The organism is Frankia sp. CeD (assembly GCF_000732115.1).
GTDB classification, from domain to species: Bacteria; Actinomycetota; Actinomycetes; order Frankiales; family Frankiaceae; genus Frankia; species Frankia casuarinae.
Genome location: NZ_JPGU01000025.1, coordinates 23,748 through 42,608, shown reverse-complemented (window position 1 = coordinate 42,608; position 18,861 = coordinate 23,748). Strand labels below are relative to the sequence as shown.

At 69.3% G+C, this 18,861-nt stretch carries 13 protein-coding genes; 10 read left to right on the top strand and 3 right to left on the bottom strand.

Annotated features, from left to right (window positions below; translation table 11 throughout):
- The first annotated feature begins 171 nt into the window (after positions 1-171).
- Together CED_RS14075 and CED_RS14070 are read left to right on the top strand one after the other, a co-directional pair.
- Positions 172-1,125, top strand: coding sequence for an alpha/beta fold hydrolase (locus tag CED_RS14075; RefSeq protein WP_051868827.1), 954 nt, complete (start codon positions 172-174; stop codon positions 1,123-1,125).
- A gap of 240 nt (positions 1,126-1,365) precedes the next feature.
- Positions 1,366-1,947: a TetR/AcrR family transcriptional regulator gene (locus tag CED_RS14070; protein ID WP_035911323.1), complete on the top strand. Its 582-nt coding sequence runs from the start codon at positions 1,366-1,368 to the stop codon at positions 1,945-1,947.
- 314 nt (positions 1,948-2,261) lie between these two features.
- On the opposite strand, the gene CED_RS14065 is transcribed toward CED_RS14070, so the two are convergent.
- Positions 2,262-2,726, bottom strand: coding sequence for a DUF1772 domain-containing protein (locus CED_RS14065; RefSeq protein WP_023841481.1), 465 nt, complete (start codon positions 2,724-2,726; stop codon positions 2,262-2,264).
- Positions 2,727-3,141: 415 nt separating this feature from the next.
- A complete protein-coding gene (locus tag CED_RS14060; protein WP_035911351.1) occupies positions 3,142-5,409 on the bottom strand; it encodes an NAD-binding protein in 2,268 nt (755 codons plus the stop codon).
- A 345-nt stretch (positions 5,410-5,754) separates the two neighbouring features.
- On the opposite strand from CED_RS14060, the gene CED_RS23745 reads away from it, so the two are divergent.
- The 8 genes from CED_RS23745 to CED_RS24355 all read left to right on the top strand — a co-directional run bounded on the left by CED_RS23745 (position 5,755) and on the right by CED_RS24355 (position 16,496).
- The gene (locus tag CED_RS23745; protein WP_023841478.1) at positions 5,755-9,003 is read left to right on the top strand and encodes an ADP-ribosylglycohydrolase family protein; all 3,249 of its coding nucleotides are present in this window, start codon (positions 5,755-5,757) and stop codon (positions 9,001-9,003) included.
- Positions 9,004-9,163: 160 nt separating this feature from the next.
- The gene (locus CED_RS14045; RefSeq protein ID WP_011437329.1) at positions 9,164-9,841 is read left to right on the top strand and encodes a hypothetical protein; all 678 of its coding nucleotides are present in this window, start codon (positions 9,164-9,166) and stop codon (positions 9,839-9,841) included.
- Positions 9,842-10,200: 359 nt separating this feature from the next.
- A complete protein-coding gene (locus CED_RS14040) occupies positions 10,201-11,721 on the top strand; it encodes an aldehyde dehydrogenase family protein (RefSeq protein ID WP_023841477.1) in 1,521 nt (506 codons plus the stop codon).
- A gap of 85 nt (positions 11,722-11,806) precedes the next feature.
- The gene (locus CED_RS14035; protein WP_035911319.1) at positions 11,807-12,817 is read left to right on the top strand and encodes a zinc-dependent alcohol dehydrogenase; all 1,011 of its coding nucleotides are present in this window, start codon (positions 11,807-11,809) and stop codon (positions 12,815-12,817) included.
- Positions 12,818-13,030: 213 nt separating this feature from the next.
- Positions 13,031-14,218, top strand: a complete 1,188-nt coding sequence (locus CED_RS14030; RefSeq protein WP_011437332.1) for an NAD(P) transhydrogenase subunit alpha — start codon at positions 13,031-13,033, stop codon at positions 14,216-14,218.
- 4 nt (positions 14,219-14,222) lie between these two features.
- Complete coding sequence (locus CED_RS14025; protein ID WP_035911317.1) at positions 14,223-14,621, top strand: NAD(P) transhydrogenase subunit alpha; 399 nt, start codon at positions 14,223-14,225, stop codon at positions 14,619-14,621.
- Entirely contained in the window at positions 14,618-16,039 is a 1,422-nt protein-coding gene (locus tag CED_RS14020) for an NAD(P)(+) transhydrogenase (Re/Si-specific) subunit beta (protein WP_035911315.1), read from the top strand. Before CED_RS14025 ends, CED_RS14020 begins: the two co-directional genes overlap by 4 nt.
- A 304-nt stretch (positions 16,040-16,343) precedes the next feature.
- Entirely contained in the window at positions 16,344-16,496 is a 153-nt protein-coding gene (locus CED_RS24355; protein WP_157493469.1) for a hypothetical protein, read from the top strand.
- 77 nt (positions 16,497-16,573) lie between these two features.
- On the opposite strand, the gene CED_RS14015 is transcribed toward CED_RS24355, so the two are convergent.
- The gene (locus tag CED_RS14015; protein WP_035911349.1) at positions 16,574-18,703 is read right to left on the bottom strand and encodes a catalase; all 2,130 of its coding nucleotides are present in this window, start codon (positions 18,701-18,703) and stop codon (positions 16,574-16,576) included.
- Between the last annotated feature and the right edge of the window lie 158 nt (positions 18,704-18,861).

Sequence of the window (18,861 nt, the reverse complement as noted above, 5' to 3'; positions counted from 1 at the left end):
GGCCGGGCATCCCGGCCCGGGCGTCCTCCGCGACTTCACTGGAAGAAGTCCACAGACGTTACTACGCTCACCATCATGCCCGGCTTTCCGGCTGCGCTCACCAACCTTTATCGGACCCGCTGTCGGAAATACCGATCAGACGATCGGCGATCCGGATGGAAGGAGCGGCACGTGTCCGCAGATGCTCTTGTTCCTCCCCCGTCGGCGGCCGCCGGTGAGACCGAACCCGCGGCGGAAAGCNAGACGGAACTCGAGGTCGCCACCACTGCCGGGACGCGATTCGGCCTGCGTGTTCTTCCGCAGGCCGACGAGTCCGCGCCGGTGATTCTCCTGCTTCCGGCGATGGGGGTTCGGACAAAGTACTACACCCCCTTCGCCGAGGCACTGCGGTCGCTGGGGTACTCGGTCGTGACAACCGATCTGCGCTGGCATCACCACGGAGCCGCGGCGCTCCGGCGCTCGGCCGGCAGCCGGGGCAGCTACCAGGAGGGTGTCGAGGACGACCTGCCGACGATCACGGCGGCGACGCGGGAACGATTCCCCGGGGCGCCGCTGTTCGTCGTGGGTCACAGTCTCGGCGGACAACTCTCGATCCTGCGTGCCGCGCGGGAGGCCCCCGACAGCGGCGGGCTGAGCGGCCTGGCCGTCATCGGCGCGGGCACCTCGTACTGGCGCGTCTTCAGGCCCCTTCGTTCAGCGTGGGTCCTGGGCGGTTCCACGTTCGTCGCGGGGGTGTCGCAGCTGCTGGGCTACTGGCCCGGGCACCGGTTCGGCTTCGGCGGGCGGCAGCCCAGGGCGCNGATGCTGGACTGGGCCAGAAGTGCCCGCACCGGCCGTTACCGGCTGGCCAGGTCGGAGCCCGACCTCCTCGGTCTTCTCGGCGCGGTGACCCTGCCGGTACTGGCCATCTCCCTGGACGCCGACCATCTCGCGCCGCGCCGGGCGGTCGACTATTTCACCAGGCGGTTGACGGGCTCGGAGGTCCATCGCGTCCACCTGGACCGCACGAGTGGATCCACCCACCTCGGTCACTTCGACTGGATGAAGGAACCCGCTGTCATAGCACGCCACGTGGCCGAGTGGATCGACCTCGTCCTCGGCCGGNGCGGCACGGGCGCCCGGTGACGGGAACCGCACCGTGACGGGGTGCTCGTCGCGGTTCCGCTCACTGTCGCCATCCCTCTTGTTCGCCATCCCTCTTGTTCTTGTTCGCCATCCCTCTTGTTCGAACTTGTTCGAAGCAGCCGCTCCCCACCGTGATTCTCGCTTCCCACCGGGCAGCCCCGACCGTCCGGTTCACCACGGTTGACAGACGGCTTGTCTTCGTCTCGAAGACAGCCTGTCCATCGCACGTAGGGTGCAGTCATGTCTCCCCGTNGCTACGAGCAACGGCTGCGCACGGCTGGTGCGGACCNGACCCGCCGCCGGATCCTCGACGCGATGTACGAACAGCTGCCCCGGCTCGCGAGCGTGGAGGCGGTCGCGCGGCAGGCGGGCGTGGCCCGGTCGACGGTCTACCTGGTGTTCGGCTCCCGAGCGGGGCTGTTCGATGCCCTCACCCAGGACGTGCTCGACCGGGGCGGTTTCGCGGACCTGGTGCGGGCCGTGCAGGATCCGGACCCACTCGTTCACCTGCGCGGCGGGATCACCGCAAGCGTGCGGGTGTACGCCGGGCAGCGCGACGCCCTGTGGGCCCTGCGCTCGATGGAACAGGCGCTCGATGGCGCGCTGCAACGGGCCGAGCAGGACCGTCTCGGCGGGATGGAACATCTCGCCGAACGCCTGGCCGCCCACGGCCTCCTGCGCGTGCCGGTGGCCGCCGCGGTCGACGTCCTCTGGCTGCTTACCAGCTTCGACGCGTTCGACCTGCTCTACACCGGCCGCCGGCTGTCGGTCGACGAGGTCGCGGCCCGGCTCCTGGCGACCGCCGAGCACGCGCTGCTCTGAACCGGCACACATCCCGCTGGAGCTACCCGAAGGCGGCGATCGACCTCGTCCTCGCCCAGATGGAGACCCTCACCGAGGACTGGTCCCCCGCCGACCAGTAAAACGACACTTCTCCTTGGTCATCGAGCAACCAATGCGCTGACCGGACGAGCTGCTGCCCCCGACATTCTCCGCCTCTTACGGAGATCGATACTCCTGTACTGGACGTGTACTGGACGTGTACTGGACGATAAGAGATGACCTTAACCTTGCTGAATTCGCCGAAGTTCAAAGCCGGTAGCTTCCGCTGGAAGGCCTGGGCGGGCGAAGCCGCGTTAGTACTGGGTGGTCGCGGCCAGGGCCAGCAGAACCAGCGCGATCACCGCGGCGGTCGTGCGGATGCTGTTGAAGAAGTCCCAGCGCGCCCGCTGCTCGCGCCAGTCGGCCGGCGGAGACTCCGGCTGCCAGGTGGCCATGGCGTTGTTGATCGGAAGGTCGCCGCGCACGGTGACCAGGATGTTGGTGAGGACGCAGGCCGCCACGATGCCGGCCAGCACCGCGCAGGCCGTCGCACCGGTGACGCCGGCCGCGACCGCCAGGGCGATCGTAGCGATCAGATTTGTAATCTGCAGCAGCTTCATCATCCGCGGGTAGCTGATGTCGAACGCCTGCTTGACCATTACGTAGGGAGTGGGCGGCAGTGAATGCATCGCGGGCCGTACGGCGACCAGGCCGACCGTCAACGTGCCCGCCACCAGCCCGGTCAATACGAGAGAGATCACGACCAGCGCCGAGACCATCCGCTTCAGCTCTCCGTCCTGTGCATGTTGNGGACATACAGGTGACGAGCAGAGACCCGGGCTCGCCCCCGGGCGACTGTGGGGCTAAGGCATTCATACCGCAGACGACGGCTACCCGAAGGCTGGTTCACGAACCGCGTCCAGAATTACCGAAAGTTCCGGGTCATAGGGAAACGAGGCGGCTCTCTACCGAGCCGGTCACAGGCCCAGGTCGTTGATGATCCGGCCGAGCGGCTCGGGCGTGACGGACGGCTGCGGACTATCGACCGTGAGGCGGTTCATCCCCTCCAGGTAGATGTCCACTTGTTCCCTTTCATCCAAATAGGCGGTAAATATTCACATGGTTTTGTGGTCCGGGCATGACTGTGTGCCGCGCGGCCACTCGTCCAGGTAGCGCACCGTCACGGTGATGGTGTTACGCAGTTCCCGCCGTGGTGATGTCGACCTGCTGGTTGCGCCGCACCATGTCGACGATCCGGTTCACCGGTCCCACCACGAACAGCTCGTCCCCGGGCCGGAGCCGGGTGTGGCGTCCCGGCCGGTAGTCCGGCCCGCCACCGGGAGCCCCCTGGCCGTCCCGCTCCACGCCGCCGTCGGTGTCCGCGCCGCTGTCCAGATTCACGCCGCTGTCCAGATTCACGTCTCCGCCGGTGTCCGCGTTCGCGGCCGCGGTGATCACGGCGAGCACCCGGGTCCCGGTGGACAGCTCCCGCAGGGTCGGGCCGACCAGCCCGCCGCCGGCGTGGATGGTCATCCTGGCCACCAGGAACGGCGTGCGCTGCACGTAGAAGGTACTGATGACGTCGTAACCGAGCGCCGCGCCGACGAAATACGGCGTGGCCAGGGCGGACGCGCTGCGTGCCGTATGGATGCCGAAGCGCCGCTCGACCTCGTCGGCCATCGTGGTGTCGAAGATCCGCAGCACTACTCGCAGGTCGGGGTGGTGCGTGTCCGGGTCGGACTCCCGCATCCGGCCGCGGGACCACCCGCCGCCCCGCCGGGCGGCCCGCCGGGCGGGGCGGCGGGCCGCCCACGCCCCCCGCAACTCCTCGTGCGCTTCCCGGGCCGACAGCACGGCCTCCAGGTTCGCGACGTCGTCGCTGGTGAGCACCGCGATCGTGGCGGCATGGGCGAGGCCGGCCTCCAGCAGCGTCGAGCGGACGGTNGCGTCCCCGATGATCACGGGCACCCCACGTTCACGGGCGACGGGCAGGTACCGGTTGTTCTCGTCACGCTCGATCACCACCACATGCCGGCCCGCGCGCACCAGGCCGTTCATCGTGGCGACCCCCACCGAGCCGAGCCCGCATAGAATGACGTGGCCACGCACCGCCCCGGCCCGCCCGCGTCCCATCACCCGCTCCAACCGACGGCTGATGATGATGTTGGTAATGAACGCATAGACGACGGCGATCGACAGGGCGCCGAGCAGCATCAGTCCGATGCCGAACACCTGTAGCCACTCGTCGGCGGCGCCGAAGTTGAAGTCGCCGTAGCCGACCGTGGCCATCGTCGCGACCGTGAGGTAAAGCGCGTCCAGCGGGCCGAACTCGGCGGGNGCGGCCTCGTTGTGGTTGGCGTAGGTCAACCACAGCACGACCGTACCGACCATCATGATCGTTACTACGGCGGCGAGTGCGAACCGGAAGGGGGGGTCGAGCTCCCCACGGATCATCGAGACGATCTCCCGGAACCTGGCCACCGTGGCCCGCCAGACCCCCCGGACCCCTCCGGGCTCGCGGGGATCGCCGGGATCGCCATGCTCGGCCGAGCCGCCGGCCAGCGCGGCGAACAGCCGCGCGTCGTGCAGGCCCGCGACCGTCATGCCCCGCTCGTGGAACTCCGACAGCCGCCCGAGGAGCGTCAGCCGGTCGCCGGGGCGCAGCGAGACGTCGCGGGGCGGGCAGAGCTCGGGGAGGCGCTCCCCCGCGCGGCGCAGCGAGATCGGGGTCAGATCGCCATAGCGGGCCCGGAAGGCATGCCGGCCTATGATCGACTCCTCGATCACCGCGAAGACCTCGGCATCGGACCGTTCGTCCATCGGGAAGGCGTGCGTCACGTCCGAGCGGAGGCACGCCTCGACGAAGCTCGGCCCCGCGAGCTCGGCCCGGTTCAGCACCCGGACCTGGCTGAGCGCGTCCGCGAGCTGGTCGCCGAGCTGGCGGTTACTGATGGCCACGACGAGCCGGACACCGGGGGCCGTCTCGGCCGCGACCAGCGCCGTGCCCAGGTTGTCGAGGTCCGTCTCGTGACAGGACACGACCGCGAGCGCCGCGGCGATGCCGGCCTCGCGCAGCGCCCCGGCGCCACGGGTACTCTCCACCAGGACCCGCACGCCCCACCGCTCCACCCTGCGCCGGGTGGCGGGGGCGACCCGATCGTCGATGGCCACCACCGTCACACCCGACGCCCGGAGCTGTTCGGCCAGCCGGAGCCCCAGGTTGCTCAGCCCGCAGACAATGACGTGACCCGACGAGTCGGAACCACCCGAACCACCGAGACCACCGAAGGCGCCCGAACCTCCCGAGCCGCCCTGACCGTTGACAGCGCCATGCCCGCTGAGGGCACCATGCCCATCGAGGGCACCATGAACGTTGACGGTGCCATGCCCATCGAGGGCACCATGAACGTTGACGGTGCCATTGCCTCCGGTCACGCCGGGACTTCCAGAACCCGCTGCCATGCCACCCCCCTCCAGCACGCCGAACCGGTCCCGTCCCGGTCATGCCTCGACCGGACCATCCTCAACCGGATCGGTCCGGGGCCGATCAACACCGCTCGGCACGCCGTGGCGCACCTGGCCGGTCCTCGCCGGACCCGGCCGGGATCGGGCGCGCCACAAGGGGAACAGGCACCGCGCTGAGGTGGGGTATGGGGACTCGTCCGCTGCCGCCAGTTTGTCATACCGGCCCGCGGCGACGGCCGGGCACGGACCCGGTGGGCGGATCCGCCGCCTCCGATAGTCTTTTCCACCGGTAAGTGGCAAAACGGTTCGGATTCGGCTACCCAGGCAGGGCGGAGAGCAGCAGTGAAGGCGAACGAAACTACTCTGGGTGAACTCCTCCAGGGTCAGTGTCAGTACGTCGTCCCGTTGTATCAACGCCCCTACAGCTGGGAACGCGCCAACCTGCGGCAACTCTGGGCCGACATCACGAGCGTGGCCGCCGCCGGTCCAGCGGCAACACACTTCCTGGGTTCGCTGGTTCTCGCGCCGAGCCCGTCAACCACGCCGGCCGGAGTGGCGATCTGGCTGGTGGTAGATGGTCAGCAACGGCTGACGGCGCTGAGCATCCTGCTCTGCGCGATCCGCGATCATGTCCGAGATGACGATCAGATGCTCGCGGCGAAAATCGACGATCTGTACCTCATGAACAGGTACGCGGCCGGAACCGAACGTTACACCCTGTTACCGACGCGAGCCGACCGGACCGCCTGGACCGCTCTCGTCGAGCGGTCGCCGGAGGCAGGAGGCCGGGCGGGGATCGGCGACGCATACCAGTTCTTCCGCAAGGAACTCGCCGCGTTGCGCGACGCCGACGACCCGCTGGACGCAGCACTGATCGAGCAGGCCGTGGTCGGTCAGCTCGCAATCGTGGAGATCGCCGCGCATGTCGACGACGACGTCTACCGCATCTTCGAATCGCTCAACCACACCGGCCGCCGGCTCACCCAGGCGGACCTGCTGCGCAACTACCTGTTCATGCGGCTACCCACCCGAGCGGACCGGGTGTACGACTGGCGGTGGTTCCCACTCCAGGAACTGCTCGGTGACAGACTGGAGGATCTGGTCTGGCTCGACCTCGTGCTCCGCGGCGACGACCGTGCCACCAAGGAGACCGTGTACCAGTCGCAGCGGCAGTATCTCCAGACGCTGCCGGACGAGGACGCCATCGAGCAGTGGATCTCCGAGCTGCATGCAAAGGCCCTGCTGTTCAGCCGGATCCTCGATCCGGACCGGGAGGAGGACCCGGTCCTGCGGCAGGCCCTGCACCGGCTGCGCCGGTGGGGGGCGGACGTCGTCCGGCCGATCGTCCTACACATGCTGATCGCGCATGCGAATGACCGTCTCGACGCCACCGAGACCGCCGCGGCACTCCGGGTGGTGGAGAGCTACCTGGTGCGGCGGATGCTGGTCGGCATCGCGAGCGCCAACAGCAACCGCATCCTCATGTCGCTCGTCAAGGAGCTCGGCGACCAGACACCGACCGCCGCCGCGGTCACGCGGGTTCTCTCCGGCCCGCGTAAGAAGTTCCCGACCGATCAGCCTGTGAAGGAAGCCGTCCTGCTCAATCCCTTCTACTGGACCGGACGCGGCCCTCAGCGCACCTATGTGTTGCGCAGCCTGGAAGAGGATTACGAGCATCTCGAACCAGTCGACTGGGGCGTGAAGCTGACGGTTGAACACATCCTCCCCCAGTCATTGTCGAGACCGGGATGGAAAGCGGTTCTCGACGCCGATGCCCACGAGGGTGAGACGCGCGACGAGCTGCACCGCAGGCTCGTCCATACTCTGGGCAATCTGACGCTCACCGCCTATAATCCGAAACTCGCCGATCACGAGTTCACCGAGAAGAAGAAGCTGCTGGCCGACAGCGGGCTGGCGATGAACCGAGAAATCGCCGGTCAGGACAGATGGGGCCGGGAGGAGATCCAGAATCGTGGCCGGGCGCTCGCCGAGCGGATCGTGAAGATCTGGCCCGGCCCGGACGAGTCCGTAGTACCGCCGCCCCAGGACCAGCGATGGACCCTGATGAGCCGGGTACTGGCCGCGATCCCACCCGGCCGCTGGACCAGTTACTCCGACGTCGCGGAGGTGATCGGGTCCCACGCCGTCGCGGTGGGAGCCAAGCTGGCCAGTGCCCGGATCTCCAACGCCCACCGCGTCCTGCTCCTGAACGGTTCCGTCTCCCCGGACTTCCGCTGGCCCGATCCGGAACGCACCGACGATCCACGGGAGATCCTGACCGCCGAGGGTGTCATTCTCAGCAGGTCGGGCCGGGCACTGGCCCGCCAACGCATGACCGCCGCCGAACTCGCCGCCGCCGCCGATCTCGAAACCCCGGAAGAGAGCCAGGGCGCCGCCGGAACCAAGGAACGTCTGTGGGCCGCCCCGGCCGCCCGGTCCGCCGTGGGGCTCGCGGTCAGCCTGTGGCCATCAGAGCGGCGCGCGGCGGCGCCCACGGACGATGCGAACTCCGGCCTCTCCTACCGGGACCGGGTCCGGGGCTGCCTGCTGGGCGGGGCGTTGGGAGACGCGCTCGGTGCGGCAATCGAATTCCAGTCGCTTGACGAGATCCGACGGGAGTACGGGACGGCGGGGGTCATCGGCCTCACGGCCGCCTACGGGGTACACGCTCCGTTTACAGATGACACTCAGATGACGCTCTTTACCGTGGAGGGTCTGATCCGGGCCTCGGTCCGCAGCCGTTCCCGGGGTATCGCCGATCCGCCCGCGGTGCTGTGGCGCGCCTACCAGCGTTGGCTCACGACGCAGCGGCGGACCGGTCCGGCCGCCGGGGAGGTGGACGGCTGGTTGGCGGCGCAGCAGCTGATGTATGCCCGGCGCGCTCCGGGGAACGCCTGCCTGTCCGGGCTGGGGCGCCCCGAGATGGGCACGCTCGCGCGGCCGGCGAACCCCGACAGCAAGGGATGCGGGGCGGTGATGCGCTCGGCCCCGTTCGGGCTGCTCCGGCGGGGCCCGGAAACCTCCTTCGACCATGCGGTCGCATGCGCCGTGTTCACCCACGGTCATCCCTCCGGGTACCTCGCCGCGGGCGCGTTCGCATGGATCGTCGCCGCGATGGTAGACGGCGCTGGCATCACCCAGGCCACCGCATCGGCCCTCGGCCGCCTGTCGGCCGAACGCGACGGCAAGGAAGTAGCCAGAGCTCTGCGGGCGGCGCTCGGAACGGCAGCGGACGGTGCGCCCACGGCGGAACGCGTGGAATCGCTGGGCGCCGGCTGGGTCGCCGAGGAGGCGCTAGCGATCGCGGTGTACTGCGCGGTGGCGGCGCCCGACGATCCGCAGACGGCGCTGCTCGCGGCAGTCAACCACTCCGGCGACAGCGACTCGACCGGCGCGATCTGCGGGAACCTCGTTGGCGCCGCTCTGGGTGAGCCGGCGCTGCCGGCAGCCTGGCTGAAGGAGCTGGCGGGCTATGAGCTGGTCGGGCAGGTCGCGGACGATCTGGTAACCGAGATCGAGAACACCGCGACCGTCTCCGACGCCTTCGGCGCGGCCACCCCGGCCTGGTCCACCCGCTACCCCGGGAGCTGAGCTCACGCACATCAGATCTCCCATCGGTTCGAGCTGCGCCGGTGCTCCGTGGTGCTTCCGGCTCACCTGGTCGGGGGACGTTAACCTGACCGTCCCCCTACCGAAGGTCCCTTTCGGCCACCCGGGGCGGCGAGGTGAGCTGGGCTGCGAGGTGAGTTGCATGAAGGTGCGGACAACAACGGGCCGGCGATGGATCGGGGCGGTGGCGCTGCTGGCGGGCGCGCTGCTCGTGCCGCTGGGATGTGGCGGCGGTGCCGGTGGCGGCGGCTCCACCGACGTCACCACGCCGAAGCCATCGGTGTCCGGCACCACGCCGGTGCCTTCTCCGTCCGTGTCCTCCCGCTCGCCGGATGGACCGGTGGTGACGTCGCCTTCCACGACCGCGACGCCGCGGGAGCCGGTCTGGTCGAGCGAACCGCGCCGCGTCGAGCATCAGCTGTACGGTAACGCGACGGTCGTCGCGGTGCGCGGCGCGCACAACGTCGCCGGCGGGATGGCTTTCGATCGGCTGACGATCGAGTTCCAAGGGCAGCTCCCTGGCTACGAGGTGCGTTACGTGGCCGAGGTGCTGTCGCCGGGCGAGGGCGTTGCGGTCCCGCTGCGGGGGCAGGCGTTCCTGGAGGTGGTGTTGTTCCCGGCCGTGGCCCACGATGAGACCGGTAGGTCGACGCTGCGCACACCGCGGGCCGGCGGCGGGCTTCCCGCGCTCGTCCAGTATCGGATGACCGGCGACTACGAGGGATACGTCCATTTCGGCCTGGGGGTTGACGATCGGGTCGGCTTTCGGGTGCTCGAACTGTCGAACCCGTCGCGCGTGGTGATCGACCTCGCCGCCTGAGGCCTGCCGGTGAGGTCTGCCGGTGAGGCCTGCCGGTGAGGCCTGCCGGTGAGGCCTGCCGGTGAGGCCTCGGCCCGTGGCCTGCCCGCGCCGCCCTGGCGCGGGCAGTTCCCTCTTTGCCGTCGCCGGTCATCGAGCCACACCGCGCCGCACCCCGAAAACCCAACACAACAGCATGATCAACTTAGGCTGCCCGGCACTGGTCCGGGAACGGCCCGTTCGGCATCGGGGGTCGGGACCTTCCGCACATGGTCTCAGGACTGGCGCGATATGGGGTGCTTGGCCTCGGCAGAGAAACATACGTGCCGGTCGGGGCACGCCGGAAGGTGTGCCCGCCCTGTGGAGATCGGGAGGCTGTCATGACGTACGTCCCACCTGGAAAGCCAGGCAGTATCGTCCATGTTACGGACCGGTACGAGAACTTCATCGGTGGAAAGTGGCTGCCGCCGCGGGCCGGTAAGTATTCGACCAACCTCAGCCCGGCCACGGCGCAGCCGATCTGTGAAATACCGCGGTCGGCGGCGGAGGATGTCGAGGACGCCCTGGACGCGGCGCACGCCGCCGCCGGCTCCTGGGCCGCCGCGTCCCCGGCGGAGCGGGCCGAGGTGCTGACCGCGGTGGCGGATGCGATCGACGCCAACCGGGAGATGCTCGCGGTCACGGAGAGCTGGGAGAACGGCAAGCCGGTGCGGGAGACGCTGGCTGCCGACATCCCGCTGGCCGCCGACCACTTCCGGTACTTCGCCGCGGCGGCGCGCACCCTGGAGGGGTCGATCTCCGAGATTGACGGCAGGACCTACGCCTATCACTTCCACGAGCCGCTCGGGGTGGTCGGGCAGATCATCCCCTTCAACTTCCCGTTGCTGATGGCGGCGTGGAAGCTGGCGCCCGCGCTGGCCGCGGGTAACTGCTCGGTGATCAAGCCGGCGTCACCGACGCCGTGGTCGATCCTCAAGCTCGCCGAGGTGATTCAGGACGTCATCCCGCCCGGCATCATCAACATCGTCAACGGGCCCGGCGCCGAGGTCGGCAGAGCCCTGGCCACCAGCCCGAAGATCGCGAAGATCGGGTTCACCGGTGAGACCACGACCGGCCGGCTGATGATGCAGTACGCGGCGCAGAACATCATCCCGGTCACCCTGGAGCTGGGCGGAAAGTCCCCGAACATCTTCTTCGAGGACGTCCTGGCCGCCGACGACGCCTATCTGAACAAGGCGGTCGAGGGGCTGGTGCTGTATGCGTTCAACAAGGGCGAGGTGTGCACCTGCCCGTCCCGGGCGCTGATCCAGGAGTCGATCTACGACGAGTTCATGGCGCGGGCGCTGGAACGGGTCGGCCGGATCCAGCAGGGCAACCCGTTGGACCCGGCGACAATGCTGGGCCCGCAGGTCTCCGCGCAGCAGCTGTCAAAGATCGGCTCCTACGTGGACATCGGCCTGGCTGAGGGCGCCGAACTGCTGGCCGGTGGGCACCGGACGCGGCTGGCCGGAGAGTTCGCGAACGGCTACTTCTTCGAGCCGACGCTGCTGAAGGGCCACAACAAGATGCGGGTCTTCCAGGAGGAAATCTTCGGCCCGGTGCTGGCTGTCACCACCTTCAAGGACGAGGCCGAGGCGTTGGCCATCGCCAACGACACGCCTTACGGGCTCGGTGCCGGTGTGTGGACGCGGGACGGTGCCCGCCAGTTCCGGATGGGCCGGGGCATCAAGGCCGGCCGGGTCTGGGTCAACTGCTACCACCAGTATCCGGCGGGCGCGGCATTCGGCGGATACAAGGTGTCCGGCATCGGCCGCGAAAACCACCGGATGATGCTGGAGCACTACAGCCAGACCAAGAACATGCTGGTCAGCTACGACGAGAACGCGCTCGGCCTGTTCTAGGGTCTCGGAGTCCAGGGTTCCGGAGTCCAGGGTTCCGGAGTCCTTTGGCATTTCCCATCGACGATTCCCCTGACTGGAGGATGTTATGAAGGCAGCAGTTGTCACCGATTTCCGGGCACCGTTGCGTATCGAGGACCGGGACGTCCCGGTGCCGGGGCCGGGCCAGATCCTGGTACGGATGNAGGCCAGCGGTCTGTGCCACACCGACATCCACGCGGCGCACGGTGACTGGCCGGTGAAGCCGACTCCCCCGTTCGTCCCTGGTCACGAGGGCGTCGGCGTGGTCAAGGCCGTGGGCGCCGGGGTGACCGGGCGCGCGATCGGCGACCGGGTCGCGATCCCGTGGCTCGGTCACGCCTGCGGACGCTGCCGCTACTGCGTCGGCGGCTGGGAGACGCTGTGCGAAAGCCAGCGCAACAGCGGCTACTCGATCGACGGTGCGTTCGCCGAGTACGCGGTGGCCGACGCGGACTACACGGTGCCGGTGCCCGGTGACGTGCCGTCGTTCGACGCCGCGCCGCTGACCTGCGCCGGCGTGACCACCTACAAGGCCATCAAGGTAGCCGGGGTGACCCCGGCCGAGACGGTGGCCGTGTTCGGCATCGGCGGGCTGGGCCACCTGGCGTTGCAGTACGCCCGCATCGCGGGNGGNTTNACCGTCGGGGNCGACGTCACCNAGGCCAAGCTGGAGCTGGCCACCGAACTGGGCGCCGACCACGTGGTGAACGCGCGGACCGCCGACCCGGTCGAGGCCATCCAGCGGCTGGGCGGCGCCGACGTGGCGGTCGCGCTCGCCGCGTCGCCCCGTTCGTTCGAGCAGGCGTTCGCCTCGCTGCGGCGCGGCGGCCGGCTGGTCTGCGTGGCCCTGCCGGCGGATGGCACGATGTCCATCCCGATCTTCGACACGGTCCTGAAGGGGATCACGGTCAAGGGATCGATCGTCGGCACCCGCAACGATCTGGCCGAGGTGTTCCGGCTGCACGCGGCCGGCCGGACCAGGGTGATCGCTTCCGGCCGGAAGTTGGACGACGTCAACGCCTGCATGGACGAGGTCCTGGACAGCAGGGTCCCGGCCCGGCTGGTGTTCGAGTTCTGATCTGGCCCATTCCGACCGGTCCGGCCTGATCAAATTTGACCCGATCTAACGCGATCTAACGCGATCTGATCCGGTCTGATCTGGTCTGACCCGGTCTGACCCGGTCTGACCTGGTCTGACCTGGTCTGCTTTGATCTTGCCCGCACGGCCATCGGTCCTCATCCCCCCAACGGGGAAGGGAACACGAGGAGAATCCCGAAAGGGGGAAAGACCATGAGTCCGCTTACCGTGGGCGTGGCCATGGAGACCGCGCCCGGCGAGCGTCGGGTGGCCATGGTTCCGCAGGTCGTGGGCCGATTGGTCGGCTCCGGTCTCGACGTGCTCGTCGAGACCGGAGCCGGACGTGGCGCATGGTTTCCCGACGGCGCCTATGCCGAGGCCGGCGCCACCGTCGTCGCACGGCTCGACCTGTTCGCGCGGGCAGACGTGGTGGTGTCGGTCAGCCTCCCGGACCCGCGGACGCGCGCGTTGCTGCGCGGCGGGCAGACCCTGGTAGGGCTGCTGGCGCCGTTGCCGCGGCCGCAGGTGATGGCGCAGCTGGCCGAGGCGGGGGTGACCGCGGTGAGCCTCGACGGGCTGCCGCGGACGCTGAGTCGGGCCCAGTCCATGGACGCGCTGACCTCCCAGGCGAATGTGGCCGGGTACAAGGCGGTGCTGGTCGCCGCCGACGCCTACCCGCGTTATTTCCCGCTGCTGATGACGGCGGCCGGCACGGCCCGGCCCGCCGAGGTGCTGGTGCTCGGCGCGGGCGTGGCCGGGCTGGCCGCGATCGGCACGGCCCACCGGCTCGGCGCGGTCGTCCGCGGTTACGACGTCCGCCCGGAGGCGCGGGGCGAGGTGACCTCGCTCGGTGCGAGTTTCCTCGACCTGGGTGGGCCCGACCTGGGCGGGGTGGCCGGCGGAGCGGGTCAGGGTGGCTATGCCCGGGCGTTGACCGCCGAGGAACTGGCGGGCCAGCAAGAGGCGCTGGCTGCCGCCGTCGCCCGCCATGACGTCGTCATCACCACCGCTCAGGTTCCCGGCCGCCGGCCGCCGCTGCTGGTGACGGAGGAGGCGGTCAAGACGATGCGGCCCGGGTCGGTCGTCGTGGATCTCGCCGCGAGCCCCCTCGGGGGCAATGTGGAGATCTCCGCGCCGGATGAGACGGTGGTCACCGCGGGTGGCGTCACCGTGATCGGCGCCGGCAACCTGCCGGCCCTGATGCCGGCTGCGGCATCGGCCGCCTATGCCCGCAACGTTGCCGCGTTGCTGGGCCATCTGGTCCACGACGGCGCGCTCACCATCGACACCGCCGACGAGATTCAGGCCGGGGTCGTCATCACCCACGCCGGCCGGGTCGTCCACCCCGCCACCGCCGCCCTGCTGACCGGCGGCTCCGCGGAAAGCCAGTCTGGAGCGTGAGGACATGACCGAGACGTTGGTCACCGACCTGACCGTCCTCGTCCTGAGCCTGCTGGTCGGGTTCGAGGTCATCAGCAAGGTGCCGTCCACCTTGCATACACCGTTGATGTCCGGCGCGAACGCGATCCACGGCATCGTCGTCGTCGGCGCGATGCTGGTCGCCGCGACAGCGCACACCCCACTGGGCTACGTCCTGGTGTTCTTCGCCGCCGCGTTCGCCGCGATGAACGTGGTGGGCGGCTACGTGGTGACGGACCGGATGCTGGAGATGTTCCACCGGCGCCCGGCCGCGGAGCGAAGCCGGCTCGCAGGGCAGAACCAGCCGGCAGGGCGGAACCAGCCGGCAGGGCAGAACCAGCCGGCAGGGCAGAACCAGCCGGCAGTGGGGAGTGAGCGGTCATGAGCGGCTCGGACACGGCGATCCGCCTGCTGTTCCTGGCCGCGGCGAGCTGCTTCGTCCTCGGCCTGCACCTGATGAACTCGCCCGCGACCGCCCGCCGGGGCAACCAGCTGTCCGCGGCCGGGATGGTGGCGGCCGTCGGGACCGCCGTCGGGCTGCTGGCCCGGGACGGCGTCATCACCGCTACCGGCCTGATCGTCCTGATCGCCGGTGTGCTCCTGGGATCCGGCGCGGGCCTGTATGCGGCGCGGACCGTGCGGATGACCGCGATGCCGCAGCTGGTCAGCGTGTTCAACGCGGTCGGCGGCGGCGCGGCGGCGCTCGTCGCGTTCGCCGAGGTGGCGCGGTTGGGCGGCGCGGCCGGGCTGGCCGGGGCCTCCGGTCAGACCACCGTGACCGTCGGCCTCGACGTCGTCATCGGCGCGGTGACCTTCTCCGGCTCGCTGGTGGCCGCCGGCAAGCTGCAGGGCCTGATCAGTGGCGCGCCGGTGCTGTTCCGCGGCGCCCGACTACTGAACGCCGCGCTGGCCGCGGTCGCCGTGACCGGCGTGGCGGCGATCGTCGCTGGTCACGGTGGGACGATCGCGCTGTCGATCGTCGCGGCCGCCGCGCTGGGCTTAGGCGTGACGATGGTGCTGCCGATCGGCGGCGCGGACATGCCGGTGGTGATCTCGCTGCTGAACGCGTTCACCGGGACGGCCGTGGCGATGGCCGGTTTCGTGCTCGACAGCACCGTTCTCGTTATCGCGGGCGCGCTGGTGGGGGCGTCCGGCTCCATCCTCACCGTGCTGATGGCCGAGGCGATGAACCGGTCGATCCCGGCCATCATCGTCGGTGGTTTCGGCACCGCGGACTCGACCGGAAACGCCGGCGCGGCGGCCTCGGCCCCAGTGCGGTCGGTCGCGGCGGACGACGCGGCCCTGCAGCTGGCGTACGCGTCGAAGGTCATTATCGTGCCCGGCTACGGGCTTGCGGCGGCGCGGGCCCAGCATGAAGTAGTCGAGCTCGCCGACCTGCTCACGCAGCACGGGGTGGACGTCTGCTACGCGATCCACCCGGTCGCCGGCAGAATGCCGGGCCACATGAACGTGCTGCTGGCCGAGGCGCACGTCCCCTATCCGCAGATGAAGGAACTGGCCGAGGTCAACCCCGAGTTCGCGCAGGCCGATGTCGCCCTGGTCGTCGGCGCCAACGACGTGACCAACCCGGCGGCCCGCCGTCCCGGCAACNCGATCTCCGGTATGCCGATCCTCGACGTCGACCAGGCGAAGAGCGTCATCGTCATCAAACGCTCCATGGGCCACGGCTACGCCGGCATCGACAACGAGCTGTACACCGACCCGAAGACCGGAATGCTCTTCAACGACGCGAAAGCCGGCCTGAGCGCGCTCACCGCCGCCATGAAGACACTCGTGCACTGACCTCCCCGGCGGTCCGTCCTCCCCGGCGGTCCGATGATGCTGCTCGGCCTCTTGGCAGATGGTTCACCAGGCCGTTCCCTGAGCGATCCCGGCTGCACGCGGAGTGGGATGCGGATGTGGATAAGGCCCTACGTCGTACCGGGATGGTGTGGTGCGGTGGGTGCGGGTGGGACACTCGTCGGGTGATCGGCGGGGCAGGGTGATCGGTGGGGCAGGGTGATCGGTGGGGCAGGGTGATCGGCGGGGCAGGGTGATCGGCGGGGCAGGGTGATCGGCGGGGGCACATCGCGCGCAGCCTTCGATCGTGCGCACCTTTCTCACCGAACGCTTTACCGACCCGTATCTCACCCGGTCCGAAACCGGCTACCAGGAACTACTCGCCACGGTCTCGGCACACCAGGTCCACGCCGCTCGCCGCCGGTACGACACCGGCGGCGAGCGGCGTGATCACGCGTGAACCCGGCCTCCCCGAGGACCTGACAGGCCTTGACCGTCAGTCACGATCTGGCGCATCGGCACCATCGGCACCCGGCCCTACGCGGCGACGGCCTCCAGCGCGCGGTCGNAGTGCCGATGGGCGGCCACGGCCGTGGCGAACGCGGAACCGAAGTCGCCGAGCACGGACGGCCCCGCAAGGTCGCGGACCGTCACGATACCCCGGTCGGACACCACCGCGTCACCCTGGTCGGCGACCCGCGCGCCCGGCAAGGATGCGATCTCGAGCAGCGACACCCCCGCGCCGACCGCGCCGATCGGCTTCGCGTGCTTGTACGCCTCGCCGACGTAGTGCACGGCCTCGCCGTTGTGTGTCAGTGCGGTGACACCGCGCTCGCCCGGGGCGACGAACACCGCGTCGTAGAGGACCGAGGACATGGTCACCAGCGTTCGGTCCACCGGCAACGCGTCGCCGGACACCGTGGCGAGCATGCCTCCGTGCGGCGCGAGAACCTCCAGGATCGCGCCCTGTTCGCGCAGCGCGGCGGTGGCCGAACGCAATGCCACCTCGTCCACGCCGTCCGCCGCGAGCACCGCGATCCTGCGGGTGGCCACCCCGCTGGGCTGGTCGGCCTGACTCAGCGCGGGTGAGGATCGTCCGTGGTTCGGGGTGCTCTCCGGTGGCACCGGCAGTCCGAGGTTCTCGGCGACCCCGGCCGCGAGTTCGTGGTCCACCTGGGCGAGATGTCCCAGGACACGCTCCTTGATCTGGGTGTAGTCGACCTTGCCGAGCTCAAAGCTGAACGCGTCGACGATGTGCCGCCGCTCCCAGGAGGACATGCTGTTCCAGAACAGGGTGGCCTGGCTGTAGAAGTCCTTGAAGCTCTCGCTCCGCTTACGGATCGTGTTCCCGTCGACCCGCTCGGCGTAGTGCACGTACCCGCCGTGCGCCGGATCGGAGAGCACCGGGCAACCGCCGCTGATCGAGTTCGGGAAGTACGACGTCTGGCTCTGCTGGATGCGATGCTGCCCGTAACCGTCGCGGGAGTTGTTGTGCACCGCCGCGACCGGCCGGTTGACCGGCAGCTGGGCGAAGTTCGGGCCGCCGAGCCGGATCAGCTGGGTGTCCAGGTAGGAGAACAGCCGGGCCTGCAGCAGCGGGTCGTTCGTGAAGTCGATGCCGGGGACGACGTTCTGTACGCAGAACGCCACCTGCTCGGTCTCGGCGAAGAAATTGCCGGGGTTGCGGTTGAGCACCAGCCGTCCCACCGGCCGCACCGGCACCCGCTCCTCAGGGATGATCTTCGTCGCGTCGAGAAGATCGAAGTCGAACGCGTGCTCGTCGGATTCCGGCACGAGCTGCACGCCGAGTTCCCACTCCGGGAACGTACCGTTCTCGATCGACTCCCACAGGTCCCGCCGGTTGAAGTCGGGGTCCTTGCCCGCGATCTTCTGTGTCTCGTCCCAGACCAGGGAGTGCGTGCCGAGCTTCGGCCGCCAGTGGAACTTGACGAAGGTCCCCTGCCCGGCGGCATCGACGAACCGGAAGGTGTGCACGCCGAAGCCCTGCATCATCCGGTAGCTGCGCGGCAGCGCCCGGTCCGACATCAGCCACATCATCATGTGCATCGACTCGGGGACGAGACTGACGAAGTCCCACAGGGTGTTGTGCGCGGAGGATGCCTGCGGGATCTCGTTGTGCGGCTCCGGCTTCACCGCATGGACGAAGTCGGGGAACTTGATGCCGTCCTGAATGAAGAACACCGGCATGTTGTTACCGACGAGATCGAAGTTACCCTCCTCGGTATAAAATTTTACGGCAAATCCGCGTACGTCCCGGACCGTGTCCGCGGAACCGCGGGAACCGCCGACGGTCGAGAACCGTACGAACACCGGGGTACGCCGGCCGTCCTCGCCCAGGAAGTGCGCCCGGGTCACGTCGGCGAGCGACTCGTACGCCTCGAAGTACCCGTAGGCACCGGCACCACGGGCGTGGACGACCCGCTCGGGGATGCGCTCGTGATCGAACCGAGTGAGCTTCTCCCGGAAGTGGAAGTCCTCCAGCAGCGTCGGACCGCGTTCCCCCGCCGCGAGCGAGTCGTCGGTGTGTTCGACACCGATCCCCTGGTCGGTGGTCATGCGGGCGCCGTCGTCGCCGACTCGGACGGCGTCGAGTTGCTGCTGCTTCGCGTCGTCCCGGGGGAGGCGCGACGTCCCGGGATCGGTCATGATGGTCACCTCGCTGACTACCTGATGCTGTCCGGGCGTACCCGGACCTACCCGCGACGACACGAGTAAACCTCGCTTCCGGACGGCGTCGCGCCGGCGTCGCGGTCTTCCCCGCCGCCAGCGGGAACCAGCGAGGAACCAGCGAGGAACCAGCGACG

Excerpts from the sequence above, each read along its gene's own strand:
- CED_RS14025 (WP_035911317.1), top strand. The coding sequence starts at position 14,223 with ATGACCGAGACGTTGGTCACCGACCTGACCGTCCTCGTCCTGAGCCTG.
- CED_RS14040 (WP_023841477.1), top strand. The coding sequence starts at position 10,201 with ATGACGTACGTCCCACCTGGAAAGCCAGGCAGTATCGTCCATGTTACG.
- CED_RS14065 (WP_023841481.1), bottom strand. The coding sequence starts at position 2,726 with ATGGTCTCGGCGCTGGTCGTGATCTCTCTCGTATTGACCGGGCTGGTG.
- CED_RS14045 (WP_011437329.1), top strand. The coding sequence starts at position 9,164 with ATGAAGGTGCGGACAACAACGGGCCGGCGATGGATCGGGGCGGTGGCG.
- CED_RS14030 (WP_011437332.1), top strand. The coding sequence starts at position 13,031 with ATGAGTCCGCTTACCGTGGGCGTGGCCATGGAGACCGCGCCCGGCGAG.